This is a genomic window from Nocardia sp. NPDC050412 (assembly GCF_044458825.1).
Lineage (GTDB): Bacteria > Actinomycetota > Actinomycetes > Mycobacteriales > Mycobacteriaceae > Nocardia.
Genome location: NZ_JBITIJ010000006.1, coordinates 308,360 through 325,229 on the forward strand (window position 1 = coordinate 308,360; position 16,870 = coordinate 325,229).

The 16,870-nt window shown below is 66.4% G+C and carries 13 protein-coding genes; 5 read left to right on the forward strand and 8 right to left on the reverse strand.

Annotation, left to right across the window (positions count from 1 at the left end):
• The first annotated feature begins 91 nt into the window (after positions 1–91).
• Positions 92–2,338: an MMPL family transporter gene (locus ACIBI6_RS19170; protein WP_396957242.1), complete on the forward strand. Its 2,247-nt coding sequence runs from the start codon at positions 92–94 to the stop codon at positions 2,336–2,338.
• Positions 2,335–3,942, forward strand: coding sequence for an adenylate/guanylate cyclase domain-containing protein (locus tag ACIBI6_RS19175; protein ID WP_364341334.1), 1,608 nt, complete (start codon positions 2,335–2,337; stop codon positions 3,940–3,942). Before ACIBI6_RS19170 ends, ACIBI6_RS19175 begins: the two co-directional genes overlap by 4 nt.
• On the opposite strand, the gene ACIBI6_RS19180 is transcribed toward ACIBI6_RS19175, so the two are convergent.
• The 4 genes from ACIBI6_RS19180 to ACIBI6_RS19195 are packed head-to-tail and all read right to left on the reverse strand — an operon-like array spanning position 3,916 to position 9,868.
• Positions 3,916–5,985, reverse strand: a complete 2,070-nt coding sequence (locus ACIBI6_RS19180) for a thioredoxin domain-containing protein (protein WP_364341332.1) — start codon at positions 5,983–5,985, stop codon at positions 3,916–3,918. The genes ACIBI6_RS19175 and ACIBI6_RS19180 overlap by 27 nt on opposite strands.
• Positions 5,986–6,016: 31 nt before the next feature.
• A complete protein-coding gene (locus ACIBI6_RS19185) occupies positions 6,017–8,755 on the reverse strand; it encodes an AAA family ATPase (RefSeq protein ID WP_396957243.1) in 2,739 nt (912 codons plus the stop codon).
• Entirely contained in the window at positions 8,752–9,276 is a 525-nt protein-coding gene (locus ACIBI6_RS19190; RefSeq protein ID WP_364341328.1) for a hypothetical protein, read from the reverse strand. Before ACIBI6_RS19190 ends, ACIBI6_RS19185 begins: the two co-directional genes overlap by 4 nt.
• Positions 9,277–9,310: 34 nt before the next feature.
• The gene (locus tag ACIBI6_RS19195) at positions 9,311–9,868 is read right to left on the reverse strand and encodes a cupin domain-containing protein (RefSeq protein ID WP_364341326.1); all 558 of its coding nucleotides are present in this window, start codon (positions 9,866–9,868) and stop codon (positions 9,311–9,313) included.
• Positions 9,869–10,136: 268 nt separating this feature from the next.
• Here ACIBI6_RS19195 and ACIBI6_RS19200 point away from each other — a divergent pair, with 268 nt between their 5' ends.
• Positions 10,137–11,123, forward strand: coding sequence for a helix-turn-helix domain-containing protein (locus ACIBI6_RS19200; RefSeq protein WP_364341323.1), 987 nt, complete (start codon positions 10,137–10,139; stop codon positions 11,121–11,123).
• Between the two features lie 43 nt (positions 11,124–11,166).
• On the opposite strand, the gene ACIBI6_RS19205 is transcribed toward ACIBI6_RS19200, so the two are convergent.
• Both ACIBI6_RS19205 and ACIBI6_RS19210 read right to left on the reverse strand, forming a co-directional pair.
• Complete coding sequence (locus tag ACIBI6_RS19205; protein WP_396957244.1) at positions 11,167–12,789, reverse strand: MDR family MFS transporter; 1,623 nt, start codon at positions 12,787–12,789, stop codon at positions 11,167–11,169.
• 16 nt (positions 12,790–12,805) lie between these two features.
• The gene (locus ACIBI6_RS19210; RefSeq protein ID WP_364341321.1) at positions 12,806–13,273 is read right to left on the reverse strand and encodes a MarR family transcriptional regulator; all 468 of its coding nucleotides are present in this window, start codon (positions 13,271–13,273) and stop codon (positions 12,806–12,808) included.
• Positions 13,274–13,382: 109 nt separating this feature from the next.
• Here ACIBI6_RS19210 and ACIBI6_RS19215 point away from each other — a divergent pair, with 109 nt between their 5' ends.
• Positions 13,383–14,330: a LysR substrate-binding domain-containing protein gene (locus tag ACIBI6_RS19215; RefSeq protein ID WP_364341319.1), complete on the forward strand. Its 948-nt coding sequence runs from the start codon at positions 13,383–13,385 to the stop codon at positions 14,328–14,330.
• On the opposite strand, the gene ACIBI6_RS19220 is transcribed toward ACIBI6_RS19215, so the two are convergent.
• The gene (locus ACIBI6_RS19220; protein ID WP_396957245.1) at positions 14,282–15,184 is read right to left on the reverse strand and encodes a serine hydrolase; all 903 of its coding nucleotides are present in this window, start codon (positions 15,182–15,184) and stop codon (positions 14,282–14,284) included. The genes ACIBI6_RS19215 and ACIBI6_RS19220 overlap by 49 nt on opposite strands.
• 105 nt (positions 15,185–15,289) lie before the next feature.
• On the opposite strand from ACIBI6_RS19220, the gene ACIBI6_RS19225 reads away from it, so the two are divergent.
• The gene (locus ACIBI6_RS19225) at positions 15,290–15,859 is read left to right on the forward strand and encodes a GyrI-like domain-containing protein (protein WP_396957246.1); all 570 of its coding nucleotides are present in this window, start codon (positions 15,290–15,292) and stop codon (positions 15,857–15,859) included.
• Positions 15,860–15,880: 21 nt separating this feature from the next.
• Here the strand turns inward: ACIBI6_RS19225 and ACIBI6_RS19230 are convergent, their stop codons facing one another.
• Positions 15,881–16,447 (reverse strand): TIGR03086 family metal-binding protein, encoded by a 567-nt coding sequence (locus tag ACIBI6_RS19230; protein WP_364341313.1) that lies wholly within the window; start codon positions 16,445–16,447, stop codon positions 15,881–15,883.
• Positions 16,448–16,870 lie beyond the last annotated feature (423 nt).

Genomic DNA, 16,870 nt, shown 5'->3' on the forward strand with positions numbered 1-16,870 from the left:
TTGCGGCAATAGAGTTGGGGACGGATCCGGATCCGGAAGATGGCGGGGCGAGATGGCACAGCAGAGGATCGATGCCGGCAGAAGGCAGGCCGTGAGCGAGCGGGGGATCGGCTACCGCTGGGGCGTTGCGATGGCACAGCATCGGCGGATCGTCGGCGTGGTGTGGTTGATCTTGATCGCCGCGTGCGCCGTCGCCTACCCGCAGCTCAACGGCCGCTTGGAGGCCATGGAGTTCCATGCCGACAAGGCGGAATCGACGCGGATCACGGAACTGCTCGCGGCGCACTATCCCGATCTGGGTGCCGAACAGCTTGCGCTGGTCTTCGATTCGGAGCAGCGCACCGTCGATGATCCGGTCTACCGGGCGATCGTGGAGCGGGCAGTCGCGGATTTGCGTGGAGTGCCCGGGGTACGGGTCGCGGTGGGTCCGTTCCAAGGGGATCAGAAGTCGCAGATCTCGGTGAGCAGACATGCGGCGCTTGCGGTCATCGGGATCGACGGCTCGATTCCGGCGCGGGCTGAGTTGGCCGGTGAGCTGCAGGAACGGGCGGGGCAGTGCTCTGGTGACGGGGTGAGCGTCGGCCTCACCGGCTTCTCACCGGTGCTGCGGGATCTGATGGAAATCGAGGTGGCCGATTCCGGGCAGGCCGAGGCGCTGGGCCTGCCGGTGGCATTCGTACTGCTCATCCTCGCGCTCGGCACGGTGGTCGCGGCATTGGTGCCGGTCATGGTGGCGTTGACCGGGCTCTTGCTCGCGTTCGGCGGACTGTTTCTACTGTCGCATGTGATGGCGACCAGTTCGTTGTTGCTCGCGGTCGCGACCATGATCGGCACCGGCATCGGGCTGGACTATGCGATGTTCGTGGTCAGCCGGTTCCGCGAAGAGCTCGCGAAGCCGGGCGGCAGTTCCGCGGCCGGTGTGGCGCATGCCTGCGGGATCGCGATCGCCACGGCAGGTAAGACGATCGTCGCCTCGGGCTTCATTGTGATGATCTCGCTGTGCTCACTGGTTGTGGTGCGTGCGCCGGTGTTCCGCGGTATCGCGGTCGGCGTCGCGATCGCGGTCGTGGCCACGCTGATGGTGGCGCTCACGCTGCTGCCCGCGGTGCTGGCAATGCTCGGGCCGCGGGTGAATCGCGGTGCGCTGCCCGCGCGGTGGCAGCCGTTGGAGACCCGTCCCGGATCGGATGCCGATCCGGCGAGCGGGCGCTGGGCGCGCTGGAGTCGGATCGTGATGGCGCGGCCGGTGGTTTTCGGTATCGCGGCCACGCTGGTGTTGCTGGTGGCGGCCGCGCCGCTGACCGGAATTCGCTACGGCATGGATATGGGCACCGCGGCGATGGGCGATACCGCCTCCGGCAAGGCAAGCAAGGTCGCCTCGGAGAATTTCGCGCCCGGACTGCTCGCGCCGATCACGATCGTGGTGACTGGTTCCGGCGATACGCCGCTGACCGCCACGGCGACCGGCGAGGTGCAGAACTTCCTGACCGCACTCCGCTCGGATGAGCGCATCGAACAGGTGCTGCCGATCCAGCGGGACGGACGGGTCTTCGCGATGGTGGTGGCCAAGACCGCATTCGATTCCACCGAGGCCGATCAACTCGTCCGGGAGATCCGCGAACGGGCCACCGCACTGCCCGGCGACGTGCTGGTCGGCGGTGCGACGGCGGAGTTCGCGGATATGTCCGACGAGATCACGGGGAAACTGCCACTGGTGGTCGCGCTGGTTCTATGCTGCTCGTTCGTGTTCCTCATTGCTGCCTTCCGCAGCATCGCGCTTCCGATCAAGGCAATAGTTATGAATCTGCTGGCCACCGGCGCGGCGCTGGGCATTACCGTGGCGGTGTTCCAGTGGGGCGTCGGCGAGTCGCTGCTCGGATTCCACAGCACCGGGTTCATCCAGGTATTCCTGCCGACCATGGTCTTCGCGATCCTGTTCGGCCTGTCGATGGACTACGAGGTGTTCCTGATCCGCCGGATCAAGGAATTCTGGGAGAACTCCGCGCGCACCGCGGCCGATAACGAATACGCCGTGGCGGCCGGGCTCCAACACACAGCCCGCCCGATCAGCGCGGCGGCGGCGATCATGGTGGTGATCTTCGGCAGCTTCCTGACCGCGAGCGTGCTGGAGCTGAAGCAGGTCGGGTTGGCGCTTGCGGTGGCCGTAGCGATCGATGCGGCGTTCGTGCGGTTGGTCTTGGTGCCCGCGCTGATGAAGCTGTTCGGAACCTGGAACTGGTGGCTGCCCGGATCGGGGGCGCCCGTGCGCGTCGGGGTTTCGGTGCGCCCGCACGCACCAGCGCAGGCTGGTTCCGCTCCGGATGTCAGGGCATCGTGATCACCAAGCTGGTTGTTTGGGCCCTGAAGGCGCGGTGGGGGTTGGCTGCGGTGGTGATCGCCGCGAATCTCGGTGGCCTCGCGGTGATCGTGACCGAGCTGTGGCTCAGTGGATTTTTCGGGCGGATCGGGGATGACTGGCGGCGAATCATCGGGCTGGCGTCGATCTATCCGGTAATGGGTTTCCTGGCCGGGGTCGGGCTCGCCGTGCGCGATCGGACCGTGTATTTCGGGTGGCTCGATGACGGGCGCAAGCCGACCGTCGACGAGTCGCGACGACTGCTGCGCCTACCGATCGCGATCACCGCCCGAGCGCTGGCGATATGGCTGCCCGGCGTGATCGTGGCGGCCTCGATGCTCTCGCATCTATCCGCGCACAACAGTGCGGCGGTGACCACGGCGCTGTTCACCATGGGCGCGCTGCAATCGGCCGGATTCACCTTCCTGATCGTCGACCGGCTGATCCGCCCGACCATTCCGGTGGTGTCGGGGGTGCTCGGCCCCACCGCGCACTGGAGTTCCTCGGTGCTGATGCGGGTCGTGATGACCTGGGCGGTGGCAGGTGCGATGCCGCTGCTCATGCTGATCACGGTGCTCGCCGATCCGGCCTCCGGCGCACCGGACCGCGTCCGCGCCGCCATCTACCTCTCCATTGTCGGCATCGGATCCGGCGCGCTTGCGACCGCGATCCTGGCCCGTTCGGTCGCGACGCCGATGCGCACGCTGCGCCGAGCGCTCGATCGGATCACCAAGGGCGAGTTCGATGTTCGGGTTCCCGTCGGCAGCACCAGCGAGATCGGGCGGCTGGAGAATTCGGTCAATGAACTCGCCGTCAATCTGCGTGAACGCGAGCGGATGCGGGATGTATTCGGCCGGCACGTCGGCGCGGAGGTCGCCGAGCGGGCGTTGGCGGGCGGGGTCGATCTGACCGGCGATGTGCGCGAGGTGTCGGCGCTGTTCGTCGATGTCACCGGATCCGTCGAGCTGTCCAGCGGTCTGACGCCGCATGATTTCGTGGCCAAGCTCAATCGACTGCTCGCGATCGTGGTTGCGGCGACCGAGGAGAACAACGGGCTGGTCAACAAGTTCGAGGGCGATGCGGCGCTGTGCATCTTCGGTGCGCCGATCGCATTGCGGGACAATGCGACACCCGCGCTGCGAGCCGCGCGGCGCATTCGCGACGAGGTCACGGCCACCGGCGAACTCGATATCGGCATCGGCGTCGCACGTGGACGAGTGTTCGCGGGTGATATCGGCTCCGATACGCGGTTGGAGTACACGGTGATCGGCGATGCGGTCAATGAAGCGGCCCGGCTGACCACCGAGGCGAAGGAGGTGCCGCGCCGAATCCTGGTGAGCAGCGCGGTCATCGATGCGGCGGCCGAGCACGAGCGCGCCAAATGGGTTCTCTACGAGAACATTCTGCTGCGCGGAATGCCCGAACCGACTGCCTGCTGGACCGATGTGGAGGACGCCCCGACTTCCAATGGGGTGGAACCCGATACCGATGCGGCCGCCATCAGTGCGATCGCCGAAGTACGAACAGCGACAACCGAATCGGGAGCGGCCGCCTCGCGGCTAGGGCCGGTTCAGGGAGGCGCGTAGATCGGGCGGGGTCGTTACCGGGAGGTCGCAGACGGAGCCGCGGCAGACGTAGGCAGAGGGGGTGCCGTTGACTGGGGAGCGGTCGGCTAGGAGGGGGACCGAGTTGGCGGGGGCGGCGATGATGACGGTGCCACCGGGGGCTTCGGTGCGGGCAGTGGCGATCAATTCCGTTGCCGCGGTCGAGGTGTCGGGTAGGGCGATGGCCACTTGGAGGGGTCCACGGAGGGCGGCTTCGGCTACGGTCAGCCATTGGCCTGCCGAGCGTGCGGCGCGGGCGAGGACTACGGCACCGCGTTGCAGGGTTCGGTCTGCCAGTTCGCGGTAGCGGAGGGCGGGTTCGGGAGCACTGGTGGCGGCGGCTGTGAGGAGGGCTTCGGCCAGAGCGGATGCGCCTGCGGGTGTTGCACCGTCGATGGGATCGCGGGGACGGGCGACCAGGGTTTCGGCGTCGTCGGCGGTATCGAACCAACTGCCGGGTGCGGCGGCGTCGGCGAAGTGTTGGATTGCCTTGTCCAGCAGGCGTTGTGCGTGTTCGAGCCAGTCGAGTTCACCGGTGGCCTGGTGTAAGGCGAGCAGGCCGGTGACCAGCCAGGCGTAGTCCTCCAAAACGCCTGGAGACGTGCCGACCACCCCGCCGAGCGAGGCGCGGCGCACCCGGCCGTCGACCACATGCTCGGCCAGCAGAAAGCGGGCGCAGCGGGCGGCGGCTTCCACCCAATCATCTTGCCGCAGTGCGGAACCTGCTTCGGCTAGCGCGGTAATCGCCATTCCGTTCCAGGCGGTCACCACCTTGTCGTCGCGGTCCGGCTGTGGGCGTCGAGCACGGGCCTCGCGCAGTGCGGCGCGGGCACGTTCGAAGCGTTCGCGGGCGGCCGCCCTGGTCCCGTCGTCGGACAGTGCATCCGGATCGACATATCGGGTGAGTACCGAGGTGCCCTGTTCGAAGTTACCGGCGGTGGTTACCCCGAAAACCTCCGCAGCCCAAGTACCTTCGATAGGTCCGAGTGCACCGATCAGCTCGGCGGGTGTCCAAACATATGTCGCGCCTTCGACCCCCGGTCCGCCCGGCTCCAAGTGGGTGTCGGCATCCAGCGCGGACGCGAACCCGCCGTGGTCGGTGCCGAGGTCATCGAGAATGAACTCCACTGTCTCGCGAGTAACCCTGTGCACCAAAGACTCTCGCTCAGGGTTTCGGCGAGCGAGATGCGCGTAGGCGCGCAGCAGTTGCGCATTGTCATAGAGCATCTTCTCGAAATGCGGCACTACCCAAGCGGCGTCGACGGAGTAACGGGCGAATCCGCCGCGCAGCTGGTCGTAGATACCGCCGCGCGCCATTGCTTCAGCCGTCCGATTCACCACGTCGAAAGTCGCGGCGTCGCCGGTGCGCTCCCAACTGCGCAGCAGCCCCTCCAACAAAGCCGACGGCGGAAACTTCGGCGCACCACCGAATCCGCCGTGCTTGGGATCTTCATCGCGCAGCACCGCCGCGACCGCATGATCGAGCAGTTCGACCGAAATCGTCACGTCGGCCTCGGGCAGTCCGGCGGCCTGCGCACGCAGCGCTTCGGCCACCTGCGCGGAGGCCGTATCCACCTCATCGCGCCGGGTATTCCAGGTATCGGTAACGGCCGTCAGCAACTGCGTAAACGACGGCATCCCGCCGCGCGGCACCTTCGGGTAGTAGGTGCCGCAGTAGAACGGCTCACCGTCCGGCGTGAGGAAGCACGTCATCGGCCAGCCGCCCTGACCGGTCATCGCCACCGTGGCATTCATATAGACCGCGTCCAGATCCGGCCGCTCCTCGCGATCCACCTTGATGCACACGAAGTTGTCGTTCATCTGCGCCGCCGTCCGCGCATCCTCGAACGATTCGTGCGCCATCACATGACACCAGTGACAACTCGCGTAGCCGATCGAGAGCAGGATCGGCACATCCCGCCCTCGGGCCTCGGCCAGCGCCTGGGCATCCCATTCCTGCCAGTGCACCGGATTGTCCGAATGCTGGCGAAGGTACGGAGAAGTTGCGTTCCGGAGCCGGTTCACCCTGTCAGCTTCTCACGGACCGCCGTCCACGTCAGGTATGCGGCACGCTCGCTGGGATCTCGCGCCGTGATCGCAGCTCGAGTTTGCCGAGGATCTTGGATACGTGGGACTGAACCGTGCGACGCGACAAGAACATTTGCGCCGCGATGCCGGAATTGGAGCAGCCTTCGGCGACCAGCGCGGCGACCTTGCGCTCGGTATCGGTCAGCGCCGCCCAGCCGGATTTGGGGCGGTTGCGCCGACCTCGCACACCTCGCCGAAGCCCGTACCGTCGCAGGCGCGCGTCGGTACGGGCGGTATCCCACGATGCGCCGAGTCGGCTATAGATCCCTATCGCGGAGTCCAGCGAGCGACGGGCGTCCAGATCGCGTCCCTGCGCGGCGAGTAGCACGGCGGCGTTCTCGTGTGCTTGCGCTTCGTAGAACGGCCGTCCGGACCTCTGGAAGGCCTGGGCGGCCGCCAGCAGGCTATCGGAATCGCGCTCGACCAGACCTCGACACAGCAGCGCTGTGCCACTCCTGGAGGCGGTCGGCTGTCGCGCCGCGAGTTCGTTGGCGCCGGCCGCCACTGACAGCGCCGCATCCCTGTCGCCGAGGTCCGCGGCCAGTCGGGCGATATCCGGAAAGATGTAGTAAAGCGTCGCCGCGGCCAAACCGTCGGCCAGTCGCTGATGGGCGTCGACGAGCAGCTTCAAGGCCAGGTCCGGATGGCCGTGCGCCTCATGTGCCAATGCTTGGGCCCACAGGTGCAAGTGCGCGTAGCCGGTGCTGCCCGCGAGGTCGTCCGGTATGGGAATGCTGTCCACGTCCGGCAGGAACGTGCCGCGGTGAATACCGATGAGCGCCGCCATGGCACGCGCGACCGTCGAGTATCCGAGCACGTCCGGCGCCCCCGTGCTCACGCTGCATTCGGCTACCGCGTCATCCCAGCGACCGTCCAGCAGGTAGAGCCGTGCCTTGGCGACCAGATTCGAGGACAGGTACACGCCATGGCTGCGGCGGTTGTGCGCTATCGCCTGTTCCAGCACATCTTCGGCATCCGTCAGGCGATCGAGCTCGATCAGACAGTGTGCTCGCAGTGCATAGGGATCGAACTGGTCCGGGCCGCTGCCGTCGGTCGAGACGATCGGTATCCGCGTGCTCAGCTCCAGCGCCTCAGCGAGATCTCCGCGGGTGTAGCGGAGGGCACCCACGGCGGTGAGGCCGTACCCCATGCTGCGAGGATCCGCACTGGATTTCCCCAGCGAGATCGCCTTTCGGCCGGCCCACTCGGCCACATCGAACCGTTCGAGGAACAAGCTGTGCACCGCGTACATGCCTTGGAAGCGGCCCGCCGCCTCGACCTCGAGATCCATTGTGCGCAGCGCTGTTTCGACAACCTCGACGGCATCGGCCATTCTGCCCCGGGCTTGGCAGGCTTGGGCGAGCAGCCAGCGCATTTCGATATCGTCGCGAAACTCCGGCCGTGTCGACAGCGCACCGCGCACCTCGGCCTCCGCCTCGGCAGATCGGCCGCTGCGCAGCAGCGCCCCGATATATAAGCGGATCAGCTGTGGATTATCGGCCTCTGCGGCCGTGGTCGCGCGCCGCAACAGCCGCACCGCCAGCTCGGGTGCTCGAAAGGCCAGCTCGTCCGCCACAGCAACCAGCCAGTCGATGCTCGCATGGTCCAGTTCATAGTCGGCGACCGCCAGATAATGTGCGATCCGCTCGATCGGTGCGTTGCTGGCCTGCAGGACCTCTCCCGTCCGGCGCAGCAGACGGCCGCGCACCGTGGCGGGCAGCTGATCGGACACCACTCGGCGGACCAATTCGTGCCGGAAAATCACTTCGGAGTCGACGAGTTCGAGCAGTCCGGTCACCATCGCATCACTGACGACGCCCCACACATCCAGGAGGGGACGGTTCAGCACCGACGCCAATTCCGGGACGTCCACGACCGGGCCGAGCGCGGCGGCAGCCGCCAGCACATTCCATGTCCGGCGCGGTAGAAAGTCCAGCCGCCGCGAAATCGCCTGCGCGAGTGTCGTGGACGGGCGCTGACCAGCGACCGCCTCGGTGATCTCTGCGGTGTCGGCGACCGTTGTGATCGCCTGCTCGCGCAGCAAGGCGACCACCAACTCGGTGATATAGCGCGGATTTCCACTCGCCCCCGCCACCTCCCGCAGCAACCGCGGGCCGGGGGCGGCGCAGACGATCTGCGACACCAGTTTCGCGGCCGCCGCGTCGGCGAGCCCACCGAGCCGGATCAGCGTGGCGCGGCGTGCGACGAGTTCGGCTGACAGCGCGGCAAACGCCGAGTCCTGAGGCTGTGGACGGGCCCCGAGCAGTAGCAGTAGCGGCAGATCACGGATGCGGGCGCACAGCCGCTGCAATACCGACACACTCGACCTGTCGGCCCAGTGGACGTCGTCCATGATCAGCGCGAGCGGGCCGGTAGCGCACCAGGCCTCGATGTGATCGAGGATCGGATCTGCCGCCGGCGTGTCGGTGTCGTGGTCGACATCGAGCCAGGAGAGCAGCGCGGCGAACGGCACGGTCTGCTGCTGTTCCCTGGCCGCTCCGAGTCGAATGTGCAGGCCCATCGCCACACACCGCACCCTGACCGCGTCCAACAGCGACGTCTTGCCGACACCTGGTTCGCCCTGCACCAGCACCACGGCGCCGTGTCCCGCGGCGGTCCGCGACGCGACCGCCGCCAGCCTCTCGATCTCGGCATCGCGACCGATCACCACTGTCGTGCAGGACTCCTCGGAGGGCCTCGTCGTCAACGAACCGCACATTCTCGCGCCCGATGATCGATTCCGACTGGATCCGCCACCACATCGACATACCCGGAGGGGGATACAGCGATGGATGGCAAATCCCATTGACGTGCCGATTTTTCGGCGCGGCAGGTGAGCTTCCATCCGAACGGCATCAGGTGGACCCGTTCCCCGTACTCCCCCAGTCGTTCGGCGAGATCCGACAGCACATCGAGTGTGTCGGCGAAGTGGACGAGGACATCCGGTGGATCGGCGGACGGCGTGACTCGGCTACCAGGGGTCGCGTAGTGCGGAGTTCCGGCGATGACGATATAGGCCGCCTCGCTGACGAGGCACAGGTACCGGATCGCGCGAACGGCCTCGGCGGTCAAGGGACAATCGCCCGGTTCGACGACGACTCGCACTACCAGGCAATCGACGAACACCTGCGTCACCCCGACCGTCGCGGGCTCGACGGCTACGGCGCACGGACCGGGGGCCACGGGGGTGTATTCGAAGCTGTGCCAACGACTTCCGACGCCCTTCATGCAAGAGACCTCCCCCGTGGATGCTGGAGATCGGTCATGGCTTCATCGGCACATTCCGGTCGACGACACCGCAGAGGGTGTAACAGAAGACGAACGGCACCGCACCGTCGTTGAACCATGCGTGTGGTGTGCCGTGCTGGATCAAGCAATCGCCCGATCGCAGCGATACATCGACATCGTCGCCGAGGCGCATGCGGCCTTGCCCGCTGAGCACGACGATGAAATCGATGCTCGCGGTGCTGTGCATGCCGGGCGCGGCGGGATCGAAAGCCGCCATCATTCCCGGCAGTTTCGTCTCCGCTTCCGCGGCAACGGCCGCCATCTCCTCCTCGGACAGATCGACGTCGCGCTCATAGGTCAGCCCCGGCGGTACGGAGATGAATCCGAAACGCAGTCCACCCGGACCGGGGAAGTAGCGCGTATCGGTCTGCGGAGGCATCCGGTCGACCGGCAGATCGGGTAGCTCGTCGAGTTCCCACATCCGATAGATCTCGGCACCGGGCAGCAGCGCCAATGTCAGCGGATCAGTGCTGTCGTCGGCCAGGACCCGTCCCTGTCCGGTTCCGTCGTCACCGACCACGATTCTGCGCATATGAACTCCTGACGCTCGTCCGCAACCAGCTGAATCGGGCCGGCACCGGTAGCCGCGGCGGCCGATCCGGACATCAGCTATTCGGACCGTAGCCGCCGCCCGAGCATGGCCGCTTGTCCTGAAGCGCACGAGAATGGTCCGAACGCGCAGAACTCGAAAACCGGCAATGCTTGCTCCGGCGGTGATCCGCGCGGGTCTGCTCTAAACTCTTCTCGAAATCGGGGTCTGCCCCGGGCTCCCGATGAGCGCCGAGTCGGAGGCGATATTCATGAATCAAGCGGCTATTGCCGGCTCCACCTCGACAAGTGCGGTGGATCCACATGAGCGAGCCGACTACTGGGCCGATCTGATCAGCACATACCACTGCCGGCTGGGCTACAGATTTCCCAGCCCCAACACCTTCCAGGGGCACACTCGACTCCGGCGCACCGACGCCTACCAGCTGGTCGGGTGGAAATCGGAGGCCATCACCTACCTTCGCAACCCGAGCCACATCCGTGCCGACCCCGATGACGACTACCGGTTGATCGTCCCTTTCGTCGGGCGACTGTCCTTCCGCACGAACGACGGGTACGGGACTCTCGACCCGGGAACAATGTGTCTGGTGGCCGTCGACCGGCCCTACGCCATGTCGATGTCCGACGGCACGCAGGGGGTGATCATCACCATTCCGCGCAAGGAGATACGGCATCGCCTCAACCGCGTCGTTCCACCCGACCACCCGCTGGATCTCACGACCGGGCTCGGACGGGTGACCGACGGAATCCTCGGCGGCCTGTACGCCGAATGCACCGCACTCACCGACCTCCAATTCGACAGCGTCTCCGAACGGCTGGTGGATCTGCTCTGCATGCAGATCCTCGGCGAACCGGCGAGTTCAGCCTCCCAGCTCGCCCATGTCGAAGCGGTCGCGCGCCGGTATATCCACGACCACGCCGGAGATCCCGAGCTAACCGGCACACGCATCGCCGGTGAGCTCGGCTGGTCACTGCGTCAAATTCAACTGGCGTTCAGCAATGTCGGCACTACGCCAAGCGAAGTCATCCGGGAAGAACGCCTGCAACTGGCGCGCGACCGTCTGCGCAGCCCTGCCTACCGGCACCGAAGTATCACCGATATCGCAACGGACCTGGGCTTCGGTTCGACCAGCAGCTTCAGCAAGGCCTTCCGTCGACGCTTCGACACCACTCCCGGCGAGCTCCGCGAGGGACTGACGGGCCGCGCCCGCGGGGCGCTCGCCGAAGCAGCCAGCTGAGGAGTGCGATCCGCTCGGGGGCCTTCATCAATTGCTGGATTCGCTAGCGCAGCGCCGGTTCCGCGACCTTATGCGCGGAGCCCACGTCATCGGTGTGCGTGGAGTCCGCATCCGAATGCATCGGATCGAGGGCAGGCTCGATGTCGACCGTGCGGCGCAGCGGGCGGTTCGGCAGGAAGGCGGTCGCGATGAGGGCGACGACCGTTGCGGCCGCGGCGATCAGGAAGATCCGGCCGGTCGCGTCGCCGTAGGAGGCGCGCACGATGGTGGCGATGGGTCCGGGGAGGGCGTCGAGATCGAGGTTGCCGCCGCCGGACGAGGTCGTCTGAATGCCAAGTTTGGCAAACCCTGCCTTGGACAGATCGCTGACCTGGGTTGCCAGCACCGACCCCAGCACCGATACCCCGATCGCGCCGCCGAACGTGCGGAAGAAGGCGACGCTGCTGGATGCCGCGCCGATATTGTGCACGCTCACGGTGTTCTGCACGGCCAGCACCAGGTTCTGCATCATCATGCCGACGCCGAGCCCGACAACGGCGATGTAGATGCCGACCAGCCACAGGTTGGTCGCGTGGTCGATCGTGGACAGCAGCCCGAACCCGACCACCAGCAGCGCGCCGCCGCTGACGACGAAGCTCTTCCACTTGCCGAACCGGGTGATCAGCTGGCCGGAGCCGACCGATGCGGTCAGCATGCCCGCCACCAGCGGGATGGTCAGGACGCCCGCCACGGTCGGCGAGTAGCCGCGCGCGGTCTGGAAGTACTGTCCGAGGAAGGTGGTCGCACCGAACATGCCGACACCGACGGCGATCGAGGCGATGATCGCCAGACCCGTGGTGCGTTCGGTGACGATGGACAACGGGATGATCGGCGACTTGGCGCGGGACTCGACCCACACGGTCGCGATCAGCAGCAGTACACCGGCACCGACGTAGAGCGCCGACTCCGTGGAGATCCAGGCGTAGTAGTTCGCCTTTCCGGCGAACGACACCCAGATCAGCAGCACCGAAACACCGGCGGTCAGCAGCGCCGCACCTAGCCAGTCGATCGACACGCCCGCCTTGCGCTCGGTGGGCAGCCGCAGCGTCCGCTGCAGCAGCACCAGCGCGATCACCGCGATGGGCACGCACACGAAGAAGCACCAGCGCCAGCCGAGCGGGCTGTCGACGATGACGCCGCCGAGGATGGGGCCGCCCGACATCGATACCGCCATTACCGCGCCCATATAGCCCGAGTACCGACCGCGTTCGCGAGGCGCGACGATCGAACCGATGATCGCCACGACCAGGGCGGTCAAACCGCCCATGCCGATACCTTGGACGACGCGAGCGACCAACAGCACCGGCACGTTGTGCGCGACTCCGGCGATGATCGAGCCGGCGACGAAGATGACGATGGCCGATTGGACCAGCAGCTTCTTATTGAACAGGTCGGCGAACTTGCCCCAGATCGGGGTGGATGCGGCATTGGCCAGCAGCGCCGTGGTGATGACCCAGGCGTATGCGGTCTGCGACCCCTGCAGATCACCGATGATCGTCGGCAGCGCGGTCGAGACGATCGTGGTGCTGAGCAGCGCCGTGAACAGCGCGGCCAGTAATCCGGTCATCGCTTCGAGGATTTCGCGGTGAGTCATCTCCCGCCGCGGCGCCTGTACTGGTGTGGACATCTACTACCTGACTCTCTTACGAAACCGGCTGGTGGTCATCGGTGCGGTGGATATGGGCGACGAGTGAGTTCCTGAGCTTGTGCACTGCCGCACACGCCTGTTCCGCCTCGTGTTCGTCCCAGTCCGCGAGGGCGGTCTGCAACCCCGCCGCCCTCGACGCCCGAACTCGTTGCAGCAGTTCGCTTCCCGCGTCGGTGATCCGAATGCGGGAGGCACGGCCGTCGGTGGGGTCGGCCTGCCTGCTGATGTATCCGGCGGCGACCAATTCCGCGACGTGTCTGCTCAATACCGATGCGCTGAGGCACAGGTCGACGGCCAGGTCGACCTGTCGGCACGGTCCTTTGGCCTCGAGGGTGCCCAGCACCGCGACCCCGCCGGGGAGCATGTCGCCCTCCTCCGGATGGATGAGGGCGAGGCGGATCGCGCGGCCGATCAGATACAGCTCCTTGATCAGGCTCTGCGCGGTATCGGGTGAGACTGCCATGCCGACTCCCAGACGAGATTAGTTGCTTGCGGTATGCAACTATATATTAGTTGCTTACGCTAAGCAAATATTGGCTCCATTGCGGGCCAGCGGCAGATATCGTCACAGCGTGGACTCCCTGCGCCAACTGCGGTACTTCGTCGCCGTCGCCGAAGAACTGCACTTCGGACGCGCCGCCGAACGCCTCGGCATCGCGCAGCCCCCGCTGAGCCAGCGCATCCGCAAACTCGAGCAGGATCTCGGCGCGCGACTCTTCGACCGGGACAGCCGACGCGTCGAACTCACCGAGGCGGGCCAGATCCTGCTCGTGGAAGCCCGCGATCTGCTCGCCCGCTGGGATCGGGCGCGACGGCTGGTGGGCAAGGCGCATCGGGGTGAGATCGATGCGCTGCGGGTCGGTGTCCCACCCGAACTGGCCGGACGGGTGCTCGCCGCGATGCTTACAGCATTCGAAAGCCGTGACGTCCGAGTCGACCTACAGGAACTGACCACCGCCGAGCAGATCCGACTGCTCGCCGACCGCCAACTCGACGCCGGACTGCTGCAACATCCGGTCGACGTGGTCGGACTCGAACTCGGCCCCGAAATCGAAACACCGCTCGGCGTGGTGCTGCCACGCGATTCGCCGCTGGCCACACGCTCCGCGCTCACCCTCGCCGACCTGGCCGGACTCGGTCTGGTGATCTTTCCGCGGGCCGCCGCGCCCGGCCTCTACGACGCGACCATGCGCACCTGCTGGGAGCACGGCTTCCGACCCACCCGCGTCCAGCACGCCCGCAATCCCGAATTCGTGCTGGGCATGGTGCTTTCCGGCCGCGGCGTCGCCTTCGACCAGGGCATGGTCGCACAAAAGGAACCGCGCGTCGTTTGGCGACCGCTGACCGACGCACTGAGCTGGCGACTCTCGCTGGCCTGGCCCGCAGCGGCACCACATCCGCTGATGCGCGAACTGGCCGAGCTGATCGTGACGGTCATCCAGGGTGACGGCGCATCACGACCCGCGCCCGCTCAGGAGGTGGCGCAGCGGCCGTGGAATGTCGTATTCGGCCGTTCGTGACGGATACGCTGAATCGCCGACCGGGCGGCGGCGCCGATCGCATGATCCACCTCGGGCAACCGCTGGGCGAGGGTATCGGCCCTGGTGAAAACCGCTACGGCATAACGACTTCCACCGGGATATGCCACCACCCCGATCTCATTGCGAATAGCGGGCAGTGATCCGGTCTTGCCCCACACCGACACCTCCGACGGAAAGGCCGCGGCGAGCCGGTACCAGTTGAGCTGCTCGCCCATGAGTTCGCGCACCCACCGGCAGGCGGCAGGATCGCCCGCGCGATCCTGGCCGAGCAGGGTGAGCAAGCGGGTCATCTCGCGCGGCGTGCTCGCGGTAGTGCGCAGCGGATCCATGGCACGGGTGCCGAGCACTTCCGACACACTCAGGGTCGGGAAGCGTTGCGCGAATTCGGCGGTATCGGATGCGCCGATATCCTCTGCCATGGTCTGGACGACGAATCTGGGCGAGCCGACGATCCGGGTCTCGGTGAGCCCCAATTCGCGTGTCAGTGAGCGCACATTGTCCAGGCCGACGCGGTCGAAGAGCAGGTCGGCGGCGGTGTTGTCGCTCACGGTCAGTGCGAAGAATGCCGCATCGCGCAGGCTGAATTCGACATCGTCCAGACATCCCGCGGTGCCGACGCCACCGAGCCGATCCGCCGCGGTGGCCCGCACCCGATCGGTCGGATCGAGCTGGCCCGCGACCACCTGACGGGCGAACTCCAGCACCAAGGGCACCTTCACCACCGACGCCAACACCACCGGTTCATCGGCACCGAGCCCGACCTCACCGGCGCAGTCGAAACATCGGGCGTGCAACCAACCGCGCACACCGGCCTTACCGAAGATCTCCTCCACGACAGCCAAACTTCCACACGGATCGCTCCGAGTCAGCTTGACTCTCCCGCCGATGGAGGGTTCACGCTCGTCACCGTCCGAGATTTCGATACCGAAGGGCTCACAATGAAACTCGATCTGGCCAAGAGCGACCGGCACTACTACGACGCCACCCCCGAACCCGAACTGCGCACCTTCGACACCTACGGCTACCTGACGGTCACCGGCTCCGGCGCACCCGGCGGCGCGAATTACACCGAGGCAGTGCAGAGGCTGCATCGAACCGCCTACGGCGCCAAGAAGATCGCCCAAGCGGACGGCCAGGATTTCGTGGTGCCGAAGCTGGAGGGCCAGTGGTGGGTGAACTCAGATGAGCCGCCGCTGTCGGTACCACGCGAACAGTGGCAATGGAAGCTGATGATCCGCATGCCGGAGGTGGTCACCGCCGAGATGGTGCCCGACGAGATGGTGTCAGGCGCGAGATTCGAGCAGCTGACCGAGGGTACCGCGATCCACGTCATGCACATCGGACCGTATGCCACCGAACCGGAGACGCTGGCCAAGATGGAAGCATTCATGGCCGCCGAGGGGTTGGTCATGAACGGCCGCCATCACGAGATCTACCTCTCGGATCCGCGCAGGTCACCGGACGCGCATACCCGCACGATCCTGCGGCATCCCGTACGTCGCGCCTGAGATCGACCGCGCGACAAACGGTTACCAGGCCCGCCCGAGATAGCCGAGCAGTCGACGGTGCGCGGGTGCGTCCGCGGGCACCGTGACCTCCTCGTCGAACATCCCCGGTTTGCGGAACCCGTCGAGCCCGCCCATGGCGTGCATGGTGGTCAGCACTTCGGCGCACAATTCGTCATCAGCGAGGTCGGGACGGTCGATGGCCACGGCGATATCGACCCCGTGCGCGACAACTTCGGTGAGATGAACCATGGCGGCCGCCGGGCCGGGTAGCTCGCCGAGAGCCAGGTGCACGGTGCCGGTCAGGGCGTCGGGGCGATGCCAGGCGGCGCGGTCCACCTCAGCGGCCGCCGCGAAGGCACCCTGCGGATCGATGCCGAGCCAGTCGTCCTCGAGTCCGGCGCCCGCATCGGTCCCGCTGACCTCGGCCGCGAACCGGTGCATATTGCCCACGGCATGATTGAGCACCGCATACACATCCCAATCCTGACACGGCGTCGGCGCCGCGAGCCGGTCGCCATCGACAGCGGCGATCACGATCGCACCCGTCATATCCAGTGCGCGGTCGATCTGTCCGATCACATTGTCCATGGGCATCCTTCGCTCGAAGAGTCAGCAGAAGGGGTAGCACGACCGGGTGACATCCAAACTCGATCCAACACCGCCGAACTCGATCCAACGCCGCTCAGATCACGGAATCCAGTACGACAAGGCCCCAAAAGGGTTGCGCCGATACCGTTCCGGAGCAACACATGATCGAGAGCACCCAGCACTGCGGAGTTCGGCCCAGCACTGACGAGTTCGGCCCGGCACTGCGGAGTTCGGCCCGGCACTGACGAGTTCCGCCCAGCACTGCGGAGTTCCGCCCAGCACTGACGAGTTCCGCCCAGCACTGCGGAGTTCCGCCCAGCACTGACGAGTTCCGCCCAGCACTGCGGAGTTCCGCCCAGCACTGACGAGTTCGGCCCAGCACTGACGAGTTCGGCCCAGCACTGACGAATTCGGCCCAGCACT

Bases quoted from the DNA above. Each gene is read 5' to 3' on its own strand.
- ACIBI6_RS19190 (WP_364341328.1), bottom strand. From the start codon at position 9,276: ATGAAGGGCGTCGGAAGTCGTTGGCACAGCTTCGAATACACCCCCGTG.
- ACIBI6_RS19195 (WP_364341326.1), bottom strand. From the start codon at position 9,868: ATGCGCAGAATCGTGGTCGGTGACGACGGAACCGGACAGGGACGGGTC.
- ACIBI6_RS19200 (WP_364341323.1), top strand. From the start codon at position 10,137: ATGAATCAAGCGGCTATTGCCGGCTCCACCTCGACAAGTGCGGTGGAT.
- ACIBI6_RS19205 (WP_396957244.1), bottom strand. From the start codon at position 12,789: ATGTCCACACCAGTACAGGCGCCGCGGCGGGAGATGACTCACCGCGAA.
- ACIBI6_RS19210 (WP_364341321.1), bottom strand. From the start codon at position 13,273: ATGGCAGTCTCACCCGATACCGCGCAGAGCCTGATCAAGGAGCTGTAT.
- ACIBI6_RS19225 (WP_396957246.1), top strand. From the start codon at position 15,290: ATGAAACTCGATCTGGCCAAGAGCGACCGGCACTACTACGACGCCACC.
- ACIBI6_RS19230 (WP_364341313.1), bottom strand. From the start codon at position 16,447: ATGGACAATGTGATCGGACAGATCGACCGCGCACTGGATATGACGGGT.